Source organism: Pseudomonas sp. p50(2008) (assembly GCF_015351605.1).
Lineage (GTDB): Bacteria > Pseudomonadota > Gammaproteobacteria > Pseudomonadales > Pseudomonadaceae > Aquipseudomonas.
In genome coordinates, this window is record NZ_JACMYF010000008.1 from 355,142 (window position 1) to 372,178 (window position 17,037).

Here is a 17,037-nt window from a genome sequence, read left to right on the forward strand (position 1 = left end):
CCCCATGGAAATCAAGGTCAACTTTCTCGACAACCTTCGACTTGAAGCCAAGTTCGATGACTTCACGGTGGTGGCTGATCAACCTATCCGCTACAAGGGCGATGGCTCGGCACCGGGCCCGTTCGACTACTTCCTCGCTTCGTCGGCGTTGTGCGCGGCGTACTTTGTAAAGTTGTACTGCAGCACCCGCAACATATCCACCGACAACATCCGTCTGTCACAGAACAACATTGTTGACCCGGAAAACCGCTACAACCAGATTTTCAAGATCCAGGTCGAGCTGCCAGCAGACATTTCCGAGAAGGACCGTCTGGGCATTCTGCGTTCCATCGACCGTTGCACCGTGAAAAAAGTGGTGCAGGCCGGCCCTGAGTTTGTGATCGAAGAGGTCGAAAACCTCGACGCCGACGCCCAGGCGTTGCTGATGCCAGCGTCCAGCTCAGAGGCAAGCACCTACATTGCCGGCAAGGATCTGCCCCTTGAGCAGACCATCGCGAACATGTCGGCCATCCTCGCTGACCTGGGCATGAAGATTGAAATCGCCTCGTGGCGCAATATCGTGCCTAACGTGTGGTCGCTGCATATCCGCGATGCGCATTCGCCGATGTGCTTCACCAACGGCAAGGGCGCGACGAAGGAAGGCGCACTGGCATCGGCATTGGGCGAGTTCATCGAGCGACTCAACTGCAACTTCTTCTACAACGATCAGTTCTGGGGCGAAGACATCGCCAATGCAGCGTTTGTGCACTATCCAGACGAACGCTGGTTCAAGCCGGGCCGTAAAGATGCGCTGCCTGTCGAAATTCTCGATGAGTACTGCCTGAAGATTTACAACCGCGACGGCGAGTTGCGTGGCTCCCATTTGATCGATACCAACTCGGGTAATGAAGAGCGCGGTATCTGCTCGCTGCCGTACGTGCGGCGTTCGGACGGCGAGGTGGTGTACTTCCCGTCCAACCTGATTGAAAACCTTTTCCTGAGCAACGGCATGAGTGCCGGTAACACGCTGGCCGAAGCGCAGGTGCAATGCCTGTCGGAGATCTTCGAGCGCGCGGTAAAACGCGAAATCATCGAGGGTGAATTTGCCCTGCCGGATGTGCCTGCCGATGTTTTGGCGAAGTTTCCCGGGATTTTGGCCGGTATTCAGGCACTGGAAGAGCAAGGTTTCCCCGTGCTGGTGAAAGATGCGTCCCTGGGCGGCGAATTCCCGGTGATGTGCGTCACGCTGATGAACCCGCGTACCGGCGGCGTGTTCGCCTCGTTCGGCGCGCACCCGAGCCTGGAAGTGGCGCTGGAACGCAGCCTGACCGAATTGCTTCAGGGCCGCAGCTTCGAAGGACTCAACGACCTGCCACAGCCGACGTTTGAAGGTCATGCGGTGACCGAGCCGAACAACTTCGTCGAGCACTTTATCGACTCCAGCGGCGTGGTGTCGTGGCGCTTCTTCAGCTCGAAATCGGACTACGAATTTGTCGAGTGGGACTTCTCTGGCCAGGGTGAAAACTCGAACGTCGAAGAGGCCGCGACCTTGTTCGGCATTCTCGAAGGCATGGGCAAAGAAGTGTACATGGCGGTCTACGAGCATATTGGCGCGACGGCGTGCCGCATCCTGGTGCCGGACTATTCGGAAATCTATCCCGTAGATGATCTGATCTGGGATAACACCAACAAAGCGCTGTTCTTCCGCGCCGACATCCTGAACCTGCATCGTCTGGACGAAGAGGAGCTGCGAGCGCTGGCTGAGCGTCTGGTGGAAAGTGAGCTCGACGACTACACCGACATCACTTCCTTGATCGGCATCGAGTTTGACGACAACACGGCCTGGGGCCAGCTGACGATTCTAGAGTTGAAGCTGCTGATTTATCTCGCCCTGCAGCAATTTGAAGAGGCGAAGGAAGCGGTGGAGATGTTCCTGCAGTACAACGACAACACGGTCGAGCGTGGCTTGTTCTATCAGGCCATCAATGCCGTGCTGGAGATGAAGCTGGACGAAGACCTGGAACTGGAAGACTACGAGGCTAATTTCCGCCGGATGTTTGGTAACGAGCGCATGGATGCAGCGATCGGATCGGTGGATGGCAGCGTTCGCTTCCATGGCTTGACGCCGACCAGCATGAAACTGGAAGGGCTCGACAGGCACCTGCGCCTGATCGACAGCTACAAGAAACTGCACACGGCGCGGGCGAATGTGACTGCTCACGCTCAGTCGTGACGCCGGCCCGGACGCTCCTGCTTAAATGATGCACAAAAGAAAACCCCCGACCAGTCGAGAGGACTGATCGGGGGTTTCGAGGCTAGACCTTACAAACAAGTCCAGGCTGCATCCTAGAACGGGATATCGTCATCGAAGCTGTCGAAATCCGGAGCCGGTTGCGGCGCAGCCTGCTGAGGAGCCGGACGCGACTGTTGTGGGGCGGACTGCTGCGGTGCCGACTGCTGTGGGCGCGGAGCTTGCTGACGCGGTGCCGGAGCGGACTGCTGGTAGTTATTGCCCCCGCCTTGTTGGTCGCCCTGTTGTGGACGGCCGCCGAGCAGTTGCATGGTGCCTTGCATGTCGACCACGATTTCGGTGGTGTAACGCTTGATACCGTCTTTTTCCCACTCGCGGGTTTGCAGCTTGCCTTCGATATACACCTGCGAACCTTTACGCAGGTATTCGCCGGCGATTTCGGCTACTTTGCCGAACATCGATACACGGTGCCATTCGGTCTTCTCGACCTTCTGACCGGTTTGCTTGTCAGTCCACTGTTCGCTGGTCGCCAGACTCAGGTTGGTCACGGCGTTACCGTTAGGCAAGTAGCGAACTTCGGGATCCTGGCCGCAAGTGCCGACCAATATGACTTTGTTAACCCCACGGGCCATAACGTTCTCCTAGGCTTCGCACGCTGTCGAGGCCGGGTTGTTCACCAGGCGCTCAAGGGTGGTGCGATCCAATAGTTCGGTGTCCAATTTGATGTAAATGGCCGCTTCATCAGCGACCACGACTGCATCTGTTACCCCTACGACGGCCAACAGGCGCTCGACCAGACCCGCTTCGCGGATCGCTTCGGGCGACAACGGCAAGCGCAGGCTCGTCACGTAGGGAGGTTCGCGCATGGTAACAGCAAAGGCTAACCAGAGGGCAGCCAGCCCGGCGCATCCAAGGAACACAACCGACAAACCGCCATGCTGGAACATCCACCCGCCCATGATCCCGCCCAACGCCGAACCCAGGAACTGACTGGTGGAATAAACCCCCATTGCCGTGCCCTTGCCGCCTGCCGGTGAAACCTTGCTGATCAACGATGGCAACGAAGCTTCCAGCAGGTTGAACGCGGTGAAGAACACCACCGTACCAATCACCAGAGCCCGCAAGCTATCGCCGAACTGCCAGAAGAATAGCTCAGTGAGCATCAGCGTCACGACGGCGCCGAGTAAAACTCGTTTCATTTTGCGTTTCTTCTCGCCGTAGATAATGAACGGGATCATGGCGAAGAAAGAAATCAGCAGCGCAGTCAGGTACACCCACCAGTGCTGCTCTTTGGGCAGGCCGGCTTTTTCGACCAGCGCCAACGGCAAGGCGACGAAGCTCGACATCAACATCGCGTGCAACACAAAAATGCCCAGGTCCAGACGCAACAGGTCCGGATGCTTGAGCGTCGGCAACAGCGCCTGTCGCGCGACACCGGACTCACGATGCTGCAACGGCCCGGCGGCACGGGGCACCATGAACATCACGATGACGATGCCGATCAGCGCCATACCGCCCGTGGCGAGGAATAGTCCCGACAGGCCGAAGGCGCGAGTCAGCAATGGCCCTACAACCATGGCGACAGCGAACGACAAGCCGATGGTCATGCCAATCATCGCCATGGCTTTCGTGCGGTGTTGTTCCCGGGTCAGGTCCGACAGCAGAGCCATGACCGCTGCAGAAATGGCACCGGCACCTTGCAGGATTCGTCCGGCAATGACGCCCCAGATCGAATCGGCATTAGCGGCCAGTACACTGCCCAGGGCGAAAATGATCAGCCCCAGATAAATCACCGGACGTCGCCCGATGCGGTCGGAAATGAAACCGAAGGGAATCTGGAAAATCGCCTGGGTCAGGCCGTAAGCGCCAATCGCCAGCCCGATAAGGGCCGGGGTCGCGCCTGCCAGATCCATCCCATAGGTCGCCAATACCGGCAACACCATGAACATGCCAAGCATACGGAAGGCGAACACCAGGGCCAGACCGCTTGCTGCGCGGGTCTCACTGCCACTCATGCGTTCGCTGTGGGGATCGTGCATGGATAAACCTCATGTGAACCGGCGGCGATTCTACCAGTCCCATCGATTGACAGGGTATATCGCGACGCTTTGCCGCGCTCTGCTGACAGACTCTTCATGTAAGACAACAATCCGCTCGTTTGATAGTGTGCATCCATCCAGTATTTGGCCGTATACTCCTACGTTTTCGACGCCCGCCAAGCGAGGCCACTTTGGACAAGATCCTGATTCGTGGGGCCCGAACCCACAACCTGAAGAACATCGACCTGACCCTGCCACGGGACAAACTGATCGTCATCACCGGCCTGTCCGGATCCGGCAAGTCGTCTCTGGCATTTGACACGTTGTACGCCGAAGGCCAGCGCCGCTACGTCGAGTCGCTGTCCGCCTACGCGCGACAATTCCTGTCGATGATGGAAAAGCCTGACGTCGACACCATCGAAGGTTTGTCGCCGGCGATCTCCATCGAACAGAAGTCGACCTCGCACAACCCGCGCTCCACCGTCGGCACCATCACCGAAATCTACGACTACCTGCGCCTGCTCTATGCTCGTGTGGGTATTCCGCGTTGCCCGGATCACGATATTCCGCTGGAAGCGCAGACCGTCAGCCAGATGGTCGACCTGGTGCTTGCCCAGCCGGAAGGCAGCAAGCTTATGCTGTTAGCGCCGGTGATTCGCGAGCGTAAAGGCGAACATCTGTCGGTCTTCGAAGAGCTGCGCGCCCAGGGCTTCGTCCGCGCACGAATCAATGGCCGGCTTTGCGAGCTGGACGAGCTGCCGAAACTGGATAAACAGAAGAAGCATTCGATTGATGTCGTGGTTGACCGCTTCAAGGTTCGCGCCGATCTGCAGCAGCGCCTCGCCGAGTCGTTCGAGACCGCGCTGAAACTGGCGGATGGCATCGCACTGGTTGCTCCGATGGACGACGAGCCTGGCGAAGAGATGATCTTTTCCGCGCGCTTCGCCTGCCCGATCTGCGGTCATGCCATCAGCGAGCTTGAGCCCAAGCTGTTTTCCTTCAACAACCCGGCAGGCGCGTGCCCGACGTGCGATGGCCTGGGCGTGAAGCAGTTTTTTGATATCAAGCGACTGGTCAATGGAGACCTGACACTGGCCGAGGGCGCGATACGCGGCTGGGACAGGCGTAACGTCTATTACTTCCAGATGCTCGGATCGCTGGCGTCTCACTACAAGTTCAGCCTGGAAGTGCCATTCAATGAACTGCCGGCCGATCAGCAGAAGTACATCCTGCATGGCAGCGGTTCGCAGAACGTCGACTTCAAGTACCTGAACGACCGTGGCGACATCGTCAAACGTTCGCACCCGTTCGAAGGCATCGTGCCGAACCTGGAACGTCGCTACCGCGAAACCGAATCGGCTTCGGTACGTGAAGAGCTGGCCAAGTTCCTCAGCACCCAGCCTTGCCCGGATTGCCGTGGCACCCGTCTGCGTCGCGAGGCGCGGCACGTCTGGGTAGGTGAGAAGACGCTTCCGGCAGTCACCAATCTGCCGATCGGCGATGCGTGCGAGTACTTCGGCGGACTGAAATTGACGGGCCGCCGCGGTGAAATCGCCGACAAGATCCTCAAGGAAATTCGCGAGCGCCTGCAGTTCCTGGTCAACGTAGGCCTGGATTATCTGTCGCTGGATCGAAGCGCGGATACCCTATCCGGCGGTGAGGCTCAACGGATCCGCCTGGCCAGTCAGATTGGCGCCGGGCTGGTAGGTGTCCTGTACATTCTCGATGAGCCGTCCATCGGCCTGCACCAGCGCGACAATGATCGTTTGCTCGGTACGCTCAAGCACCTGCGGGACATTGGCAATACGGTCATCGTGGTCGAACACGACGAAGACGCCATTCGTCTTGCCGACTATGTGGTGGACATTGGCCCGGGTGCAGGTGTTCACGGGGGGCATATCGTTGCCGAGGGCACGCCCGCCGAAGTCATGGCTCACCCTGATTCGCTGACTGGTAAATACCTGTCGGGCCGGGTCAAGATTGCGGTTCCAGCCAAGCGTACGCCGCGTAACAAAAAGCTGTCTCTGTCCTTGAAAGGCGCGCGCGGCAACAATTTGCGCAATGTCGATCTGGATATTCCGATTGGTCTGCTGACCTGCGTCACCGGCGTATCCGGCTCGGGCAAGTCGACGCTTATCAACAACACGCTGTTTCCCCTGAGCGCCACGGCACTCAATGGTGCAACGACGCTGGAGGCTGCCGCACACGACAGCATCAAAGGTCTGGAGCACCTGGACAAGGTGGTCGACATTGACCAGAGCCCGATTGGCCGTACGCCGCGCTCAAACCCGGCGACGTACACCGGCTTGTTCACGCCGATTCGCGAATTGTTCGCCGGCGTGCCGGAATCCCGTTCCCGTGGATATGGCCCGGGGCGATTCTCCTTCAACGTGAAAGGCGGTCGTTGCGAAGCGTGTCAGGGCGATGGTCTGATCAAGGTCGAAATGCACTTTCTGCCGGACATCTATGTGCCGTGCGACGTCTGCAAGAGCAAGCGCTACAACCGCGAAACCCTTGAGATCAAATACAAGGGCAAGAGCATTCACGAGACCCTCGAGATGACCATCGAGGAAGCGCGAGTGTTCTTCGACGCGGTTCCGGCGCTGGCGCGCAAGCTTCAGACGTTAATGGATGTTGGGCTGTCGTACATCAAGCTGGGGCAATCGGCGACCACGTTGTCTGGAGGTGAAGCGCAACGGGTAAAACTGTCTCGCGAGCTTTCCAAACGCGATACCGGCAAGACGTTGTACATCCTCGATGAGCCAACCACTGGCCTGCACTTCGCAGACATCCAGCAACTGCTCGATGTACTGCACAGACTGCGCGACCACGGCAATACTGTGGTGGTAATCGAGCACAACCTTGACGTGATCAAAACGGCCGACTGGCTGGTGGACCTCGGACCCGAGGGTGGTTCCAAAGGTGGACAGATTATTGCCGTTGGTACGCCAGAAGAAGTCTCTGAGATGAAGCAATCGCACACTGGCTTCTACCTCAAGCCGCTCCTGGCTCGCGACCGGGACTGAGCCGGCCCCACGAAAAAGCCCCTGTCACTTCATCAGTGACAGGGGCTTTTTTGTAGCTGATTAGAACTGCGATTGCAGGTAGTTCTCGAGACCGATCAGCTTGATCAAACCCAGCTGTTTTTCCAGCCAGTAGGTGTGATCTTCTTCGGTATCGTTGAGCTGAATGCGCAGGATCTCGCGGCTTACGTAATCTTTGTGCAACTCGCAAAGTTCAATGCCCTTACAGAGAGCAGCGCGAACTTTGTATTCGAGGCGTAAATCGGCGGCGAGCATATCAGGCACGGTTGTGCCGACATCGAGGTCGTCAGGACGCATGCGCGGAGTGCCTTCAAGCATCAGGATCCGACGCATCAGCGCGTCAGCGTGCTGTGCTTCTTCTTCCATTTCATGGTTGATACGTTCGTAGAGCTCGGTGAAACCCCAGTCCTCGTACATCCGCGAGTGGATGAAATACTGATCACGCGCCGCCAGCTCGCCGGTCAGCAACGTGTTGAGGTAATCGATAACGTCTGGGTGGCCTTGCATCGCCCTACATCTCCCTGCTTGAAAGTCTGTAGTTTGAACCAAGGCGACTGTTTGGTCACTCCGTTTACGCGATAAAAGCGAAGATATTCTGAGAAAAGTAGTTTAAATAGCGCAAAAACCGCCCAAATGAGGGCGGTTCTGCTTCTCGTTTAGACTTCGTTACTCTGTACGTTGAGTGCCTTTGCGACTGCTTCTCCATACGCCGGATCGGCCTTGTAGAAATGCTGCAACTGGCGATCAACCACGTCGCTTGAAACCCCAGCCATTGCGCCGGCAATGTTATTGATCAACAGGGTTTTCTGCTCGTCGCTCATCAGGCGGAACAGCGCACCAGCATGGCTGTAGTAATCGGTGTCTTCGCGATGGTCATAACGATCCGCGGAACCGTTCAATGCCAACGGAGGTTCAGCATAACGAGGGGCCTGTTTTGGCGCCTCGATGTAGCTGTTTGGCTCGTAATTCGGCGCACTGCCGCCGTTGCTGCCGAATGCCATCGAACCGTCACGCTGGTAGCTGTTCACTGGGCTATGTGGAGCATTCACCGGCAGCTGCTGATGATTGGTTCCGATGCGGTAGCGGTGCGCGTCTGCGTAAGCAAACACACGCCCTTGCAGCATACGATCTGGCGACAGCCCGACACCCGGCACCATGTTGCTCGGACCAAATGCGGCTTGCTCGACTTCTGCAAAATAGTTCTGCGGATTACGGTTCAGTTCAAGCTCGCCGACTTCAATCAACGGAAATTCTTTCTGCGACCAAGTCTTGGTGACGTCGAACGGGTTCTCGTAGTGTGCCGCGGCTTGAGCCTCGGTCATTATCTGAATGCAGACACGCCATTTCGGGAAATCACCGCGCTCGATCGCACCGAACAGATCCCGCTGAGCGTAATCCGGATCGGTACCCGCCAGACGTGCAGCGTCAGCAGGCGCCAGGTTCTTGATCCCCTGCTTGGTCTTGTAGTGCCATTTCACCCAGTGCCGCTCGCCGCTGGCATTGATCAGACTGTAGGTATGGCTACCGAAGCCGTGCATATGACGGTATCCGTCGGGAATGCCGCGGTCCGAGAACAGAATAGTGACCTGGTGCAACGCCTCAGGCGAGTGCGACCAGAAATCCCACATCATCTGCGCGCTTTTCAGGTTGCTTTGCGGTAGGCGCTTTTGGGTGTGGATAAAGTCAGGGAATTTGAGCGGATCACGGATGAAGAACACCGGCGTGTTGTTACCGACAATGTCCCAATTGCCTTCTTCGGTGTAGAACTTCAACGCGAATCCACGTGGATCGCGCTCTGTGTCGGCGGAACCACGCTCACCACCCACGGTAGAAAAACGCAGGAAGGTTGGGGTTTGCTTACCGACGGACTCAAACAGTTTGGCGCTGGTGTACTCGGTTATGTCACGAGTCACCGTAAATGTGCCGTAAGCACCCGAGCCTTTCGCGTGCACCCGACGCTCAGGAATATTCTCACGATTGAAGTGAGCAAGTTTCTCGATGAGATGGAAATCATCAAGCAACAGCGGTCCGCGTGGGCCGGCGGAGCGGGAATTCTGGTTATCGGCGACAGGAGCGCCACTGGCGGTGGTAAGGGTTTTATTTTGGCTCATTGAAATCTCTTCCTCTGTCAGTCTATGAACTACCGCTGATCGGCTAGAGGAGAGTATTGACCACCAACGTTACACGTACAAATTCATTAAGCTATGCATGGCGATAGATTTTTTCTAACGACCGTAGGAGTGGCTGGCATTTAATAGCGAGCACAAAAAACCGGGCACTAGGCCCGGTTCTTCGTTTCAGACTGACGTCTTACTCAGCGGATACAGCTTCACCGCCAACTGGACGATCAACCAACTCAACGTACGCCATAGGCGCGTTGTCACCAGTGCGGAAGCCGCACTTGAGGATGCGCAGGTAGCCACCCTCACGGGTAGCGTAACGCTTGCCCAGGTCGTTGAAGAGCTTACCAACGATAGCTTTCGAACGAGTACGGTCGAAAGCCAAACGGCGGTTAGCCAGGCTGTCTGTCTTGGCCAAAGTGATCAGCGGCTCAGCAACGCGACGCAGTTCTTTAGCTTTCGGCAGTGTAGTTTTGATCAGCTCGTGCTCGAACAGCGACACCGCCATGTTTTGAAACATGGCCTTGCGGTGCGAGCTGGTGCGGCTCAGGTGACGACCACTTTTACGATGACGCATGGTTCATTCCTTACCAAACACAACGTTCGGTGATTACGACGATCAGGCAGTCGCCTTGTCGTCCTTCTTAAGACTTGCAGGCGGCCAGTTGTCGAGGCGCATGCCGAGGGACAGACCGCGGGAGGCCAGAACGTCCTTGATTTCAGTCAAGGATTTCTTGCCAAGGTTCGGAGTCTTCAACAGCTCTACTTCGGTGCGCTGGATCAGGTCACCGATGTAGTAGATGTTTTCCGCCTTAAGGCAGTTAGCCGAACGTACAGTCAGTTCCAGATCGTCAACCGGGCGAAGCAGGATCGGATCGATCTCGTCTTCCTGCTCGACAACCACTGGCTCACTGTCACCTTTGAGGTCGACGAACGCAGCCAACTGCTGTTGCAGAATGGTTGCAGCGCGACGGATAGCCTCTTCAGGATCCAGGGTGCCGTTGGTTTCCAGATCAATAACCAGCTTGTCCAGGTTAGTACGCTGCTCGACACGGGCGTTTTCCACCACGTATGCGATACGGCGAACCGGGCTGAACGAAGAGTCAAGCTGCAAGCGACCGATGCTGCGGCTTTCATCTTCATCGCTCTGACGCGAGTCTGCCGGTTCATAACCACGACCACGAGCTACGGTGAGCTTCATGTTCAGGGCGCCGTTAGACGCCAGGTTAGCGATTACGTGATCGGGGTTAACGATCTCGACATCATGATCCAGCTGAATATCGGCAGCGGTAACCACCCCCGAACCCTTCTTCGACAAGGTCAGCGTAACTTCGTCACGACCGTGCAGCTTGATAGCCAGACCTTTAAGGTTCAACAGGATTTCAATTACGTCTTCCTGTACGCCTTCGATGGCGCTGTACTCATGGAGTACACCGTCAATCTCGGCCTCGACTACTGCACAGCCGGGCATTGAGGACAACAGGATGCGGCGCAGCGCGTTGCCCAGGGTGTGGCCAAAACCACGCTCGAGAGGCTCGAGAGTGATTTTGGCGCGGGTTGGACTGACAACCTGCACATCAATATGGCGGGGTGTCAGGAACTCATTTACCGAAATCTGCATGGATGCACCTATTTTCTAGCCCTTACTTGGAGTAGAGCTCGACAATCAGGCTTTCGTTGATGTCGGCGGACAGATCACTGCGAGCTGGAACGTTCTTGAAAACGCCCGACTTCTTCTCAGTGTCTACTTCTACCCATTCTACGCGGCCACGTTGGGCACACAGATCGAGAGCTTGGACAATGCGAAGTTGGTTCTTTGCTTTCTCGCGGATCGCGACCACGTCACCAGCACGAACCTGGTAAGACGGTACGTTTACGGTCTGACCGTTAACGCTGACGGATTTGTGCGATACCAGCTGACGGGATTCGGCACGAGTAGAGCCAAAACCCATACGGTATACAACGTTGTCCAGACGGCATTCGAGCAGTTGCAACAGGTTTTCGCCAGTTGCACCTTTCTTGCCAGCAGCTTCTTTGTAGTAGCCGCTGAATTGACGCTCGAGAACGCCGTAGATACGACGGACCTTCTGCTTTTCACGCAGTTGGGTGCCGTAATCGGACTGGCGACCGCGGCGTTGGCCGTGGATACCAGGTGCTGCTTCGATGTTGCACTTCGATTCGATCGCGCGCACGCCGCTCTTCAGGAAGAGATCGGTGCCTTCGCGACGAGCGAGTTTGCATTTTGGACCAATGTAACGAGCCATTCTTTACAATCTCCTGGATTACACGCGGCGCTTCTTCGGCGGACGGCACCCGTTGTGCGGGATTGGCGTCACGTCGGTGATGCTGGCGATCTTATAGCCACAGCCGTTCAAAGCACGGACAGCAGACTCACGACCTGGACCTGGACCCTTGACGTTAACGTCGAGGTTTTTCAGGCCGTATTCCAGCGCAGCTTGACCAGCACGTTCAGCAGCTACTTGAGCAGCAAACGGCGTGGACTTGCGGGAACCGCGGAAACCCGAACCACCGGAGGTAGCCCAAGAAAGCGCGTTACCTTGACGGTCGGTGATGGTCACGATTGTGTTGTTAAAAGATGCATGGATGTGGGCGATGCCATCAACCACTGTCTTTTTAACTTTTTTACGAGGACGAGCAGCAGGTTTTGCCATGATAATTTTCCTGTCGATTCGCTGGGGCGATTACTTGCGGATCGGCTTACGCGGACCTTTACGGGTACGCGCGTTAGTCTTGGTACGCTGACCGCGTACTGGAAGACCACGACGATGACGCAGACCGCGATAGCAACCGAGGTCCATCAAACGCTTGATTTTCATGTTGATTTCGCGACGCAGGTCACCTTCAGTGGTGAACTTCGCCACTTCGCCACGCAGCTGTTCAATCTGCTCGTCGCTCAGATCCTTGATCTTTGCGGCTGGGTTTACCCCAGTCACTGCGCAAATTTTCTGCGCAGTAGTGCGACCAACACCATAGATGTAGGTCAGCGAGATAACAGTGTGCTTGTTATCTGGAATGTTAACGCCTGCAATACGGGCCATTCAGTGGGACTCCAATTGACAGCTACCTACGCCCCGGAAGCCAAGAAATAGGGCGCGAGATAATATCGCTGTAATAACAAATAATCAACCCGGCAGCGCACTAGCTGCCGGGCTTCAAGCGGATCACACTCAGCCTTGGCGCTGTTTGTGACGCGGTTCCGCGCTGCAAATTACTCGAACAACACCTTCGCGGCGAATAATCTTGCAGTTACGGCACAGCTTTTTCACCGATGCACGAACTTTCATCACCAACTCCTCTCACCTTATGGGTACTTCAGCGAAGCATGCCGCTGCCGTAGCCCTTCAGGTTGGCTTTCTTCATCAGGGATTCGTACTGGTGCGAAACGAGGTGCGATTGTACTTGGGACATGAAGTCCATCACAACCACGACGACGATCAGCAACGAGGTCCCGCCAAGGTAGAACGGAACGTTTGCTGCAACCACCAGAAACTGGGGCAACAAGCACACGGCCGTCATATATAGAGCACCGAACAGGGTCAGACGAGTCAGAACGCCATCAATGTAGCGCGCAGACTGCTCACCTGGACGGATGCCCGGAATAAAGGCACCGGACTTCTTCAGGTTTTCCGCTACGTCTTTCGGATTGAACATCAACGCCGTATAGAAGAAGCAGAAGAAAATAATCCCTGCACTAAACAGCAGAATATTCAACGGCTGACCAGGAGCGATCGACTGCGAGATGTCCTGCAGCCAGCCCATACCTTCAGACTGACCAAACCAGGTACCCAACGAAGCCGGGAACAGCAAAATGCTGCTCGCGAAAATGGCCGGAATAACACCGGCCATGTTCACCTTCAGCGGCAAGTGGCTAGTCTGTGCAGCAAAAACCTTGCGGCCCTGCTGACGCTTGGCGTAGTGAACAGCTATACGACGCTGACCACGCTCAATGAACACCACAAAACCGATAATCGCTACTGCCAGCAAACCGATGGCAACCAAGGCGAAAATATTGATATCACCCTGCCGCGCAGACTCGAAAGACTGCCCGATCGCTCTCGGAAGACCGGCGACGATACCTGCGAAAATCAACATCGAGATACCGTTGCCAACACCACGCTCAGTAATCTGCTCACCCAGCCACATCATGAACATCGCACCAGCCACAAAAGTGGATACCGCGACGAAATGGAAGCCAAAGTCACCAGTGAACGAAACACCCTGCCCTGCCAGACCAATGGACATGCCAATTGCCTGAACCAGAGCGAGGACGACAGTGCCGTAGCGGGTGTACTGGGCAATCTTGCGACGCCCAGCTTCACCTTCCTTCTTCAACTGCTCGAGCTGCGGGCTGACGGCGGTCATCAGTTGCATGATGATCGATGCCGAAATGTACGGCATGATTCCCAGTGCAAAAATGCTCATCCGTTCCAGCGCGCCGCCAGAAAACATGTTGAACAAGCTAAGAATGGTCCCCTCATTCTGTCGAAACAGGTCCGCGAGTCGGTCCGGGTTGATACCTGGAACCGGGATGTGTGCGCCTATTCGGTAGACGATAATCGCCAGGAACAGAAAACGCAGACGAGCCCAGAGTTCAGACATACCGCCTTTGCCGAGCGCAGAGAGAGCACCTTGCTTAGCCATTTATTCCTCGAACTTGCCGCCAGCTGCTTCGATAGCCGAACGCGCACCTTTGGTGGCGCCGATTCCCTTTCCGATGGTAACAGCGCGAGTAACTTCGCCGGACAGCATGATTTTCACACGCTGAACGTTGACGTTGATCACGTTGGCATCTTTCAGGGACTGCACGGTAACGATGTCGCCTTCCACTTTAGCCAGCTCGGACAAACGCACTTCTGCGCGATCCATGGCTTTCAGGGAAACGAAACCGAACTTCGGCAGGCGACGATGCAGCGGCTGTTGACCGCCTTCAAAGCCTGGAGCAATGGTGCCACCGGAGCGGGAGGACTGACCTTTGTGGCCACGGCCACCGGTCTTGCCCAAACCACTACCGATACCACGGCCCGGACGATGCTTTTCGCGACGGGAACCCGGCGCTGGACTCAGATCATTGAGTTTCATCGATTAACCCTCGACACGCAGCATGTAGTAAGCCTTGTTGATCATCCCGCGATTCTCGGGAGTATCAAGTACTTCTACAGTGTGACCGATGCGACGCAGACCCAGACCCTTAACACACAGTTTGTGGTTAGGGATGCGGCCGGTCATGCTTTTGATCAGCGTAACTTTAACGGTAGCCATGATCAGAAGATCTCCTTGACGCTTTTGCCACGCTTGGCGGCAATGGATTCAGGAGACTGCATAGCCTTCAAACCTTTAAAAGTGGCGTGAACCACGTTTACCGGGTTAGTCGAGCCGTAGCACTTGGCCAGAACGTTCTGAACGCCAGCAACTTCGAGGACAGCACGCATAGCGCCGCCAGCGATGATACCGGTACCTTCAGAAGCAGGCTGCATGTACACCTTCGAAGCGCCGTGACCGGACTTCATTGCGTACTGCAGGGTGGTGCCGTTCAGGTCAACTTGGATCATGTTGCGGCGAGCAGCTTCCATTGCCTTCTGGATCGCAGCAGGCACTTCACGTGACTTGCCACGGCCGAAGCCAACACGCCCTTTACCATCACCAACCACGGTCAACGCGGTGAAAGTGAAGATACGGCCGCCTTTAACGGTTTTGGCTACGCGGTTAACTTGAACCAGCTTCTCAATGTAGCCTTCGTCGCGCTTTTGGTCGTTATTTGACATAACTTAGAACTCCAGCCCAGCTTCACGAGCAGCATCAGCCAGCGCCTTGACGCGGCCGTGGTACTTGAAGCCAGAGCGGTCGAAAGCCACCTGCGAGACGCCAGCGGCTTTAGCACGCGTAGCGACCAGCTGGCCAACCTTAGTGGCCGCGTCGATGTTGCCAGTGGCGCCATCACGCAGTTCTTTATCCAAAGTCGAGGCAGATGCCAGGACTTTGTTGCCGTCGGCCGAAATGACCTGGGCGTAAATGTGCTGCGACGAGCGGAACACGCAGAGACGCACGACTTCGAGTTCGTGCATTTTCAGGCGTGCTTTGCGAGCGCGACGCAGTCGAGTAACTTTTTTGTCGGTCATTTGCTATGCCCTACTTCTTCTTGGCTTCTTTACGACGGACGACTTCGTCCGCGTAGCGCACACCTTTGCCTTTGTACGGCTCTGGTGGACGGAAGTCGCGGATCTCGGCGGCCACTTGACCTACCAGCTGCTTATCGATGCCCTTGATCAGGATATCGGTCTGGCTAGGAGTCTCAGCGGTGATGCCTTCCGGCAGTTCATAATCCACTGGGTGCGAGAAGCCAAGAGCCAGGTTCAGCACTGTGCCTTTTGCTTGCGCTTTGTAACCAACACCGACCAGCTGGAGCTTGCGCTCGAAGCCTTGGCTTACGCCTTGGACCATGTTGTTTACCAACGCACGAGTGGTACCAGCCATTGCGCGAGTCTGTTGATCGCCATTGCGAGCAGCAAAACGCAGCTCACCGGCTTCTTCAACAATCTCAACGGACGAATGGATGTTCAGTTCGAGAGTGCCCTTGGCACCCTTCACCGAAAGCTGTTGGCCTGCGAATTTGACTTCGACACCGGCTGGCAGCTTAACGGGGTTCTTAGCGACGCGTGACATGCTTATCCCCCCTTAGAACACAGTGCAAAGAACTTCGCCGCCGACACCGGCAGCGCGCGCAGCACGATCCGTCATCACACCTTTGTTGGTGGAGACGATAGACACACCGAGACCGCCACGAACTTTCGGCAGATCATCGACGGACTTGTACTGACGCAGGCCTGGACGGCTAACGCGCTTCACTTCTTCGATGACCGGACGGCCTTCGAAATATTTCAGCTCGATAGACAGCAGTGGTTTGATTTCGCTGCTGATCTGATAACCCGCAATGTAACCTTCGTCCTTCAGGACTTTGGCAACAGCTACCTTCAAAGTAGAAGATGGCATGCTTACGACGGACTTTTCAGCCATCTGGGCATTACGGATTCGAGTTAGCATGTCCGCTAACGGGTCCTGCATACTCATGGGCTAGACGCTCCTAATACACAAAAAATTAGCCTTGCGGCTACTACGTGTCGCCGAGTACATCCATGCGAAAAAAGCACGGGCTCAGGCGAGCCGGGTATTCTAGACACACCCCACAAATGAATCAAGCCCCAAAAGGGGCTTGATTCAAGTTCAAGGTCACCGGTGGTCAGGATCTTGCGATCCCGAGCACCGAGACTTTGATATTGCTTACCAGCTGGCTTTAACCAGACCAGGTACGTCACCACGCATTGCAGCTTCACGCAGCTTGTTACGGCCAAGGCCGAACTTGCGGTAAACGCCGTGTGGACGACCGGTCAGGCGGCAGCGGTTACGCATGCGCGAAGCGCTTGCGTCACGTGGCTGCTTCTGCAGAGCTACTGTAGCTTCCCAACGTGCTTCTGGACTTGCGTTCAGATCAACGATGATAGCTTTCAGTGCTGCACGCTTTTTGGCGTACTTGGCAACCGTGAGCTGACGCTTCAGCTCGCGGTTTTTCATGCTCATCTTGGCCATTT

At 56.1% G+C, this 17,037-nt stretch carries 20 protein-coding genes; 2 read left to right on the plus strand and 18 right to left on the minus strand.

What is annotated here, in order from left to right; all coding sequences use genetic code 11:
* Positions 1-4: 4 nt before the first annotated feature.
* Positions 5-2,212: an OsmC domain/YcaO domain-containing protein gene (locus tag H7698_RS23235; protein ID WP_162438848.1), complete on the plus strand. Its 2,208-nt coding sequence runs from the start codon at positions 5-7 to the stop codon at positions 2,210-2,212.
* A 113-nt stretch (positions 2,213-2,325) separates the two neighbouring features.
* Here H7698_RS23235 and H7698_RS23240 read toward each other — a convergent pair whose 3' ends face one another.
* Both H7698_RS23240 and H7698_RS23245 read right to left on the minus strand, forming a co-directional pair.
* Positions 2,326-2,862: a single-stranded DNA-binding protein gene (locus H7698_RS23240; protein ID WP_162438847.1), complete on the minus strand. Its 537-nt coding sequence runs from the start codon at positions 2,860-2,862 to the stop codon at positions 2,326-2,328.
* A gap of 9 nt (positions 2,863-2,871) precedes the next feature.
* Entirely contained in the window at positions 2,872-4,269 is a 1,398-nt protein-coding gene (locus tag H7698_RS23245; RefSeq protein WP_194692915.1) for an MFS transporter, read from the minus strand.
* A 191-nt stretch (positions 4,270-4,460) separates the two neighbouring features.
* Between H7698_RS23245 and uvrA the strand changes: the two genes are divergently transcribed.
* Positions 4,461-7,295, plus strand: coding sequence for an excinuclease ABC subunit UvrA (gene uvrA / locus H7698_RS23250; RefSeq protein ID WP_162438845.1), 2,835 nt, complete (start codon positions 4,461-4,463; stop codon positions 7,293-7,295).
* Positions 7,296-7,355: 60 nt separating this feature from the next.
* Here uvrA and bfr read toward each other — a convergent pair whose 3' ends face one another.
* The 16 genes from bfr to rpsN all read right to left on the minus strand — a co-directional run bounded on the left by bfr (position 7,356) and on the right by rpsN (position 17,035).
* Positions 7,356-7,820, minus strand: coding sequence for a bacterioferritin (bfr, locus tag H7698_RS23255; protein ID WP_007933692.1), 465 nt, complete (start codon positions 7,818-7,820; stop codon positions 7,356-7,358).
* A gap of 149 nt (positions 7,821-7,969) precedes the next feature.
* Positions 7,970-9,424 carry a catalase gene (locus H7698_RS23260; RefSeq protein WP_194692916.1) on the minus strand — a complete coding sequence of 485 codons (1,455 nt, stop codon included), beginning with the start codon at positions 9,422-9,424 and terminating at the stop codon, positions 7,970-7,972.
* Positions 9,425-9,623: 199 nt separating this feature from the next.
* Complete coding sequence (rplQ, locus tag H7698_RS23265) at positions 9,624-10,010, minus strand: 50S ribosomal protein L17 (RefSeq protein ID WP_007896790.1); 387 nt, start codon at positions 10,008-10,010, stop codon at positions 9,624-9,626.
* A 42-nt stretch (positions 10,011-10,052) separates the two neighbouring features.
* The gene (locus H7698_RS23270; RefSeq protein ID WP_003186012.1) at positions 10,053-11,054 is read right to left on the minus strand and encodes a DNA-directed RNA polymerase subunit alpha; all 1,002 of its coding nucleotides are present in this window, start codon (positions 11,052-11,054) and stop codon (positions 10,053-10,055) included.
* A 22-nt stretch (positions 11,055-11,076) separates the two neighbouring features.
* The gene (rpsD, locus tag H7698_RS23275) at positions 11,077-11,697 is read right to left on the minus strand and encodes a 30S ribosomal protein S4 (protein ID WP_003210056.1); all 621 of its coding nucleotides are present in this window, start codon (positions 11,695-11,697) and stop codon (positions 11,077-11,079) included.
* Positions 11,698-11,715: 18 nt separating this feature from the next.
* Entirely contained in the window at positions 11,716-12,105 is a 390-nt protein-coding gene (gene rpsK / locus H7698_RS23280) for a 30S ribosomal protein S11 (protein ID WP_002555466.1), read from the minus strand.
* 30 nt (positions 12,106-12,135) lie between these two features.
* Positions 12,136-12,492, minus strand: a complete 357-nt coding sequence (gene rpsM, locus H7698_RS23285; RefSeq protein WP_003186020.1) for a 30S ribosomal protein S13 — start codon at positions 12,490-12,492, stop codon at positions 12,136-12,138.
* Positions 12,493-12,621: 129 nt separating this feature from the next.
* The gene (gene rpmJ, locus H7698_RS23290; protein ID WP_002555468.1) at positions 12,622-12,738 is read right to left on the minus strand and encodes a 50S ribosomal protein L36; all 117 of its coding nucleotides are present in this window, start codon (positions 12,736-12,738) and stop codon (positions 12,622-12,624) included.
* 28 nt (positions 12,739-12,766) lie between these two features.
* The gene (gene secY / locus H7698_RS23295; RefSeq protein WP_008073883.1) at positions 12,767-14,095 is read right to left on the minus strand and encodes a preprotein translocase subunit SecY; all 1,329 of its coding nucleotides are present in this window, start codon (positions 14,093-14,095) and stop codon (positions 12,767-12,769) included.
* A complete protein-coding gene (gene rplO / locus H7698_RS23300; RefSeq protein WP_010467269.1) occupies positions 14,096-14,533 on the minus strand; it encodes a 50S ribosomal protein L15 in 438 nt (145 codons plus the stop codon).
* Positions 14,534-14,536: 3 nt separating this feature from the next.
* Positions 14,537-14,713, minus strand: coding sequence for a 50S ribosomal protein L30 (rpmD, locus tag H7698_RS23305; RefSeq protein WP_003186033.1), 177 nt, complete (start codon positions 14,711-14,713; stop codon positions 14,537-14,539).
* Between the two features lie 2 nt (positions 14,714-14,715).
* Entirely contained in the window at positions 14,716-15,216 is a 501-nt protein-coding gene (gene rpsE, locus H7698_RS23310; protein WP_007943782.1) for a 30S ribosomal protein S5, read from the minus strand.
* A gap of 3 nt (positions 15,217-15,219) precedes the next feature.
* Entirely contained in the window at positions 15,220-15,570 is a 351-nt protein-coding gene (gene rplR, locus H7698_RS23315; protein WP_003186037.1) for a 50S ribosomal protein L18, read from the minus strand.
* Between the two features lie 10 nt (positions 15,571-15,580).
* On the minus strand, positions 15,581-16,114 hold the full coding sequence (gene rplF, locus H7698_RS23320) for a 50S ribosomal protein L6 (protein ID WP_003176412.1): 534 nt from the start codon (positions 16,112-16,114) through the stop codon (positions 15,581-15,583).
* A 12-nt stretch (positions 16,115-16,126) separates the two neighbouring features.
* On the minus strand, positions 16,127-16,519 hold the full coding sequence (gene rpsH, locus H7698_RS23325; RefSeq protein WP_003186040.1) for a 30S ribosomal protein S8: 393 nt from the start codon (positions 16,517-16,519) through the stop codon (positions 16,127-16,129).
* 210 nt (positions 16,520-16,729) lie between these two features.
* Positions 16,730-17,035: a 30S ribosomal protein S14 gene (gene rpsN / locus H7698_RS23330; protein ID WP_003176414.1), complete on the minus strand. Its 306-nt coding sequence runs from the start codon at positions 17,033-17,035 to the stop codon at positions 16,730-16,732.
* Positions 17,036-17,037 lie beyond the last annotated feature (2 nt).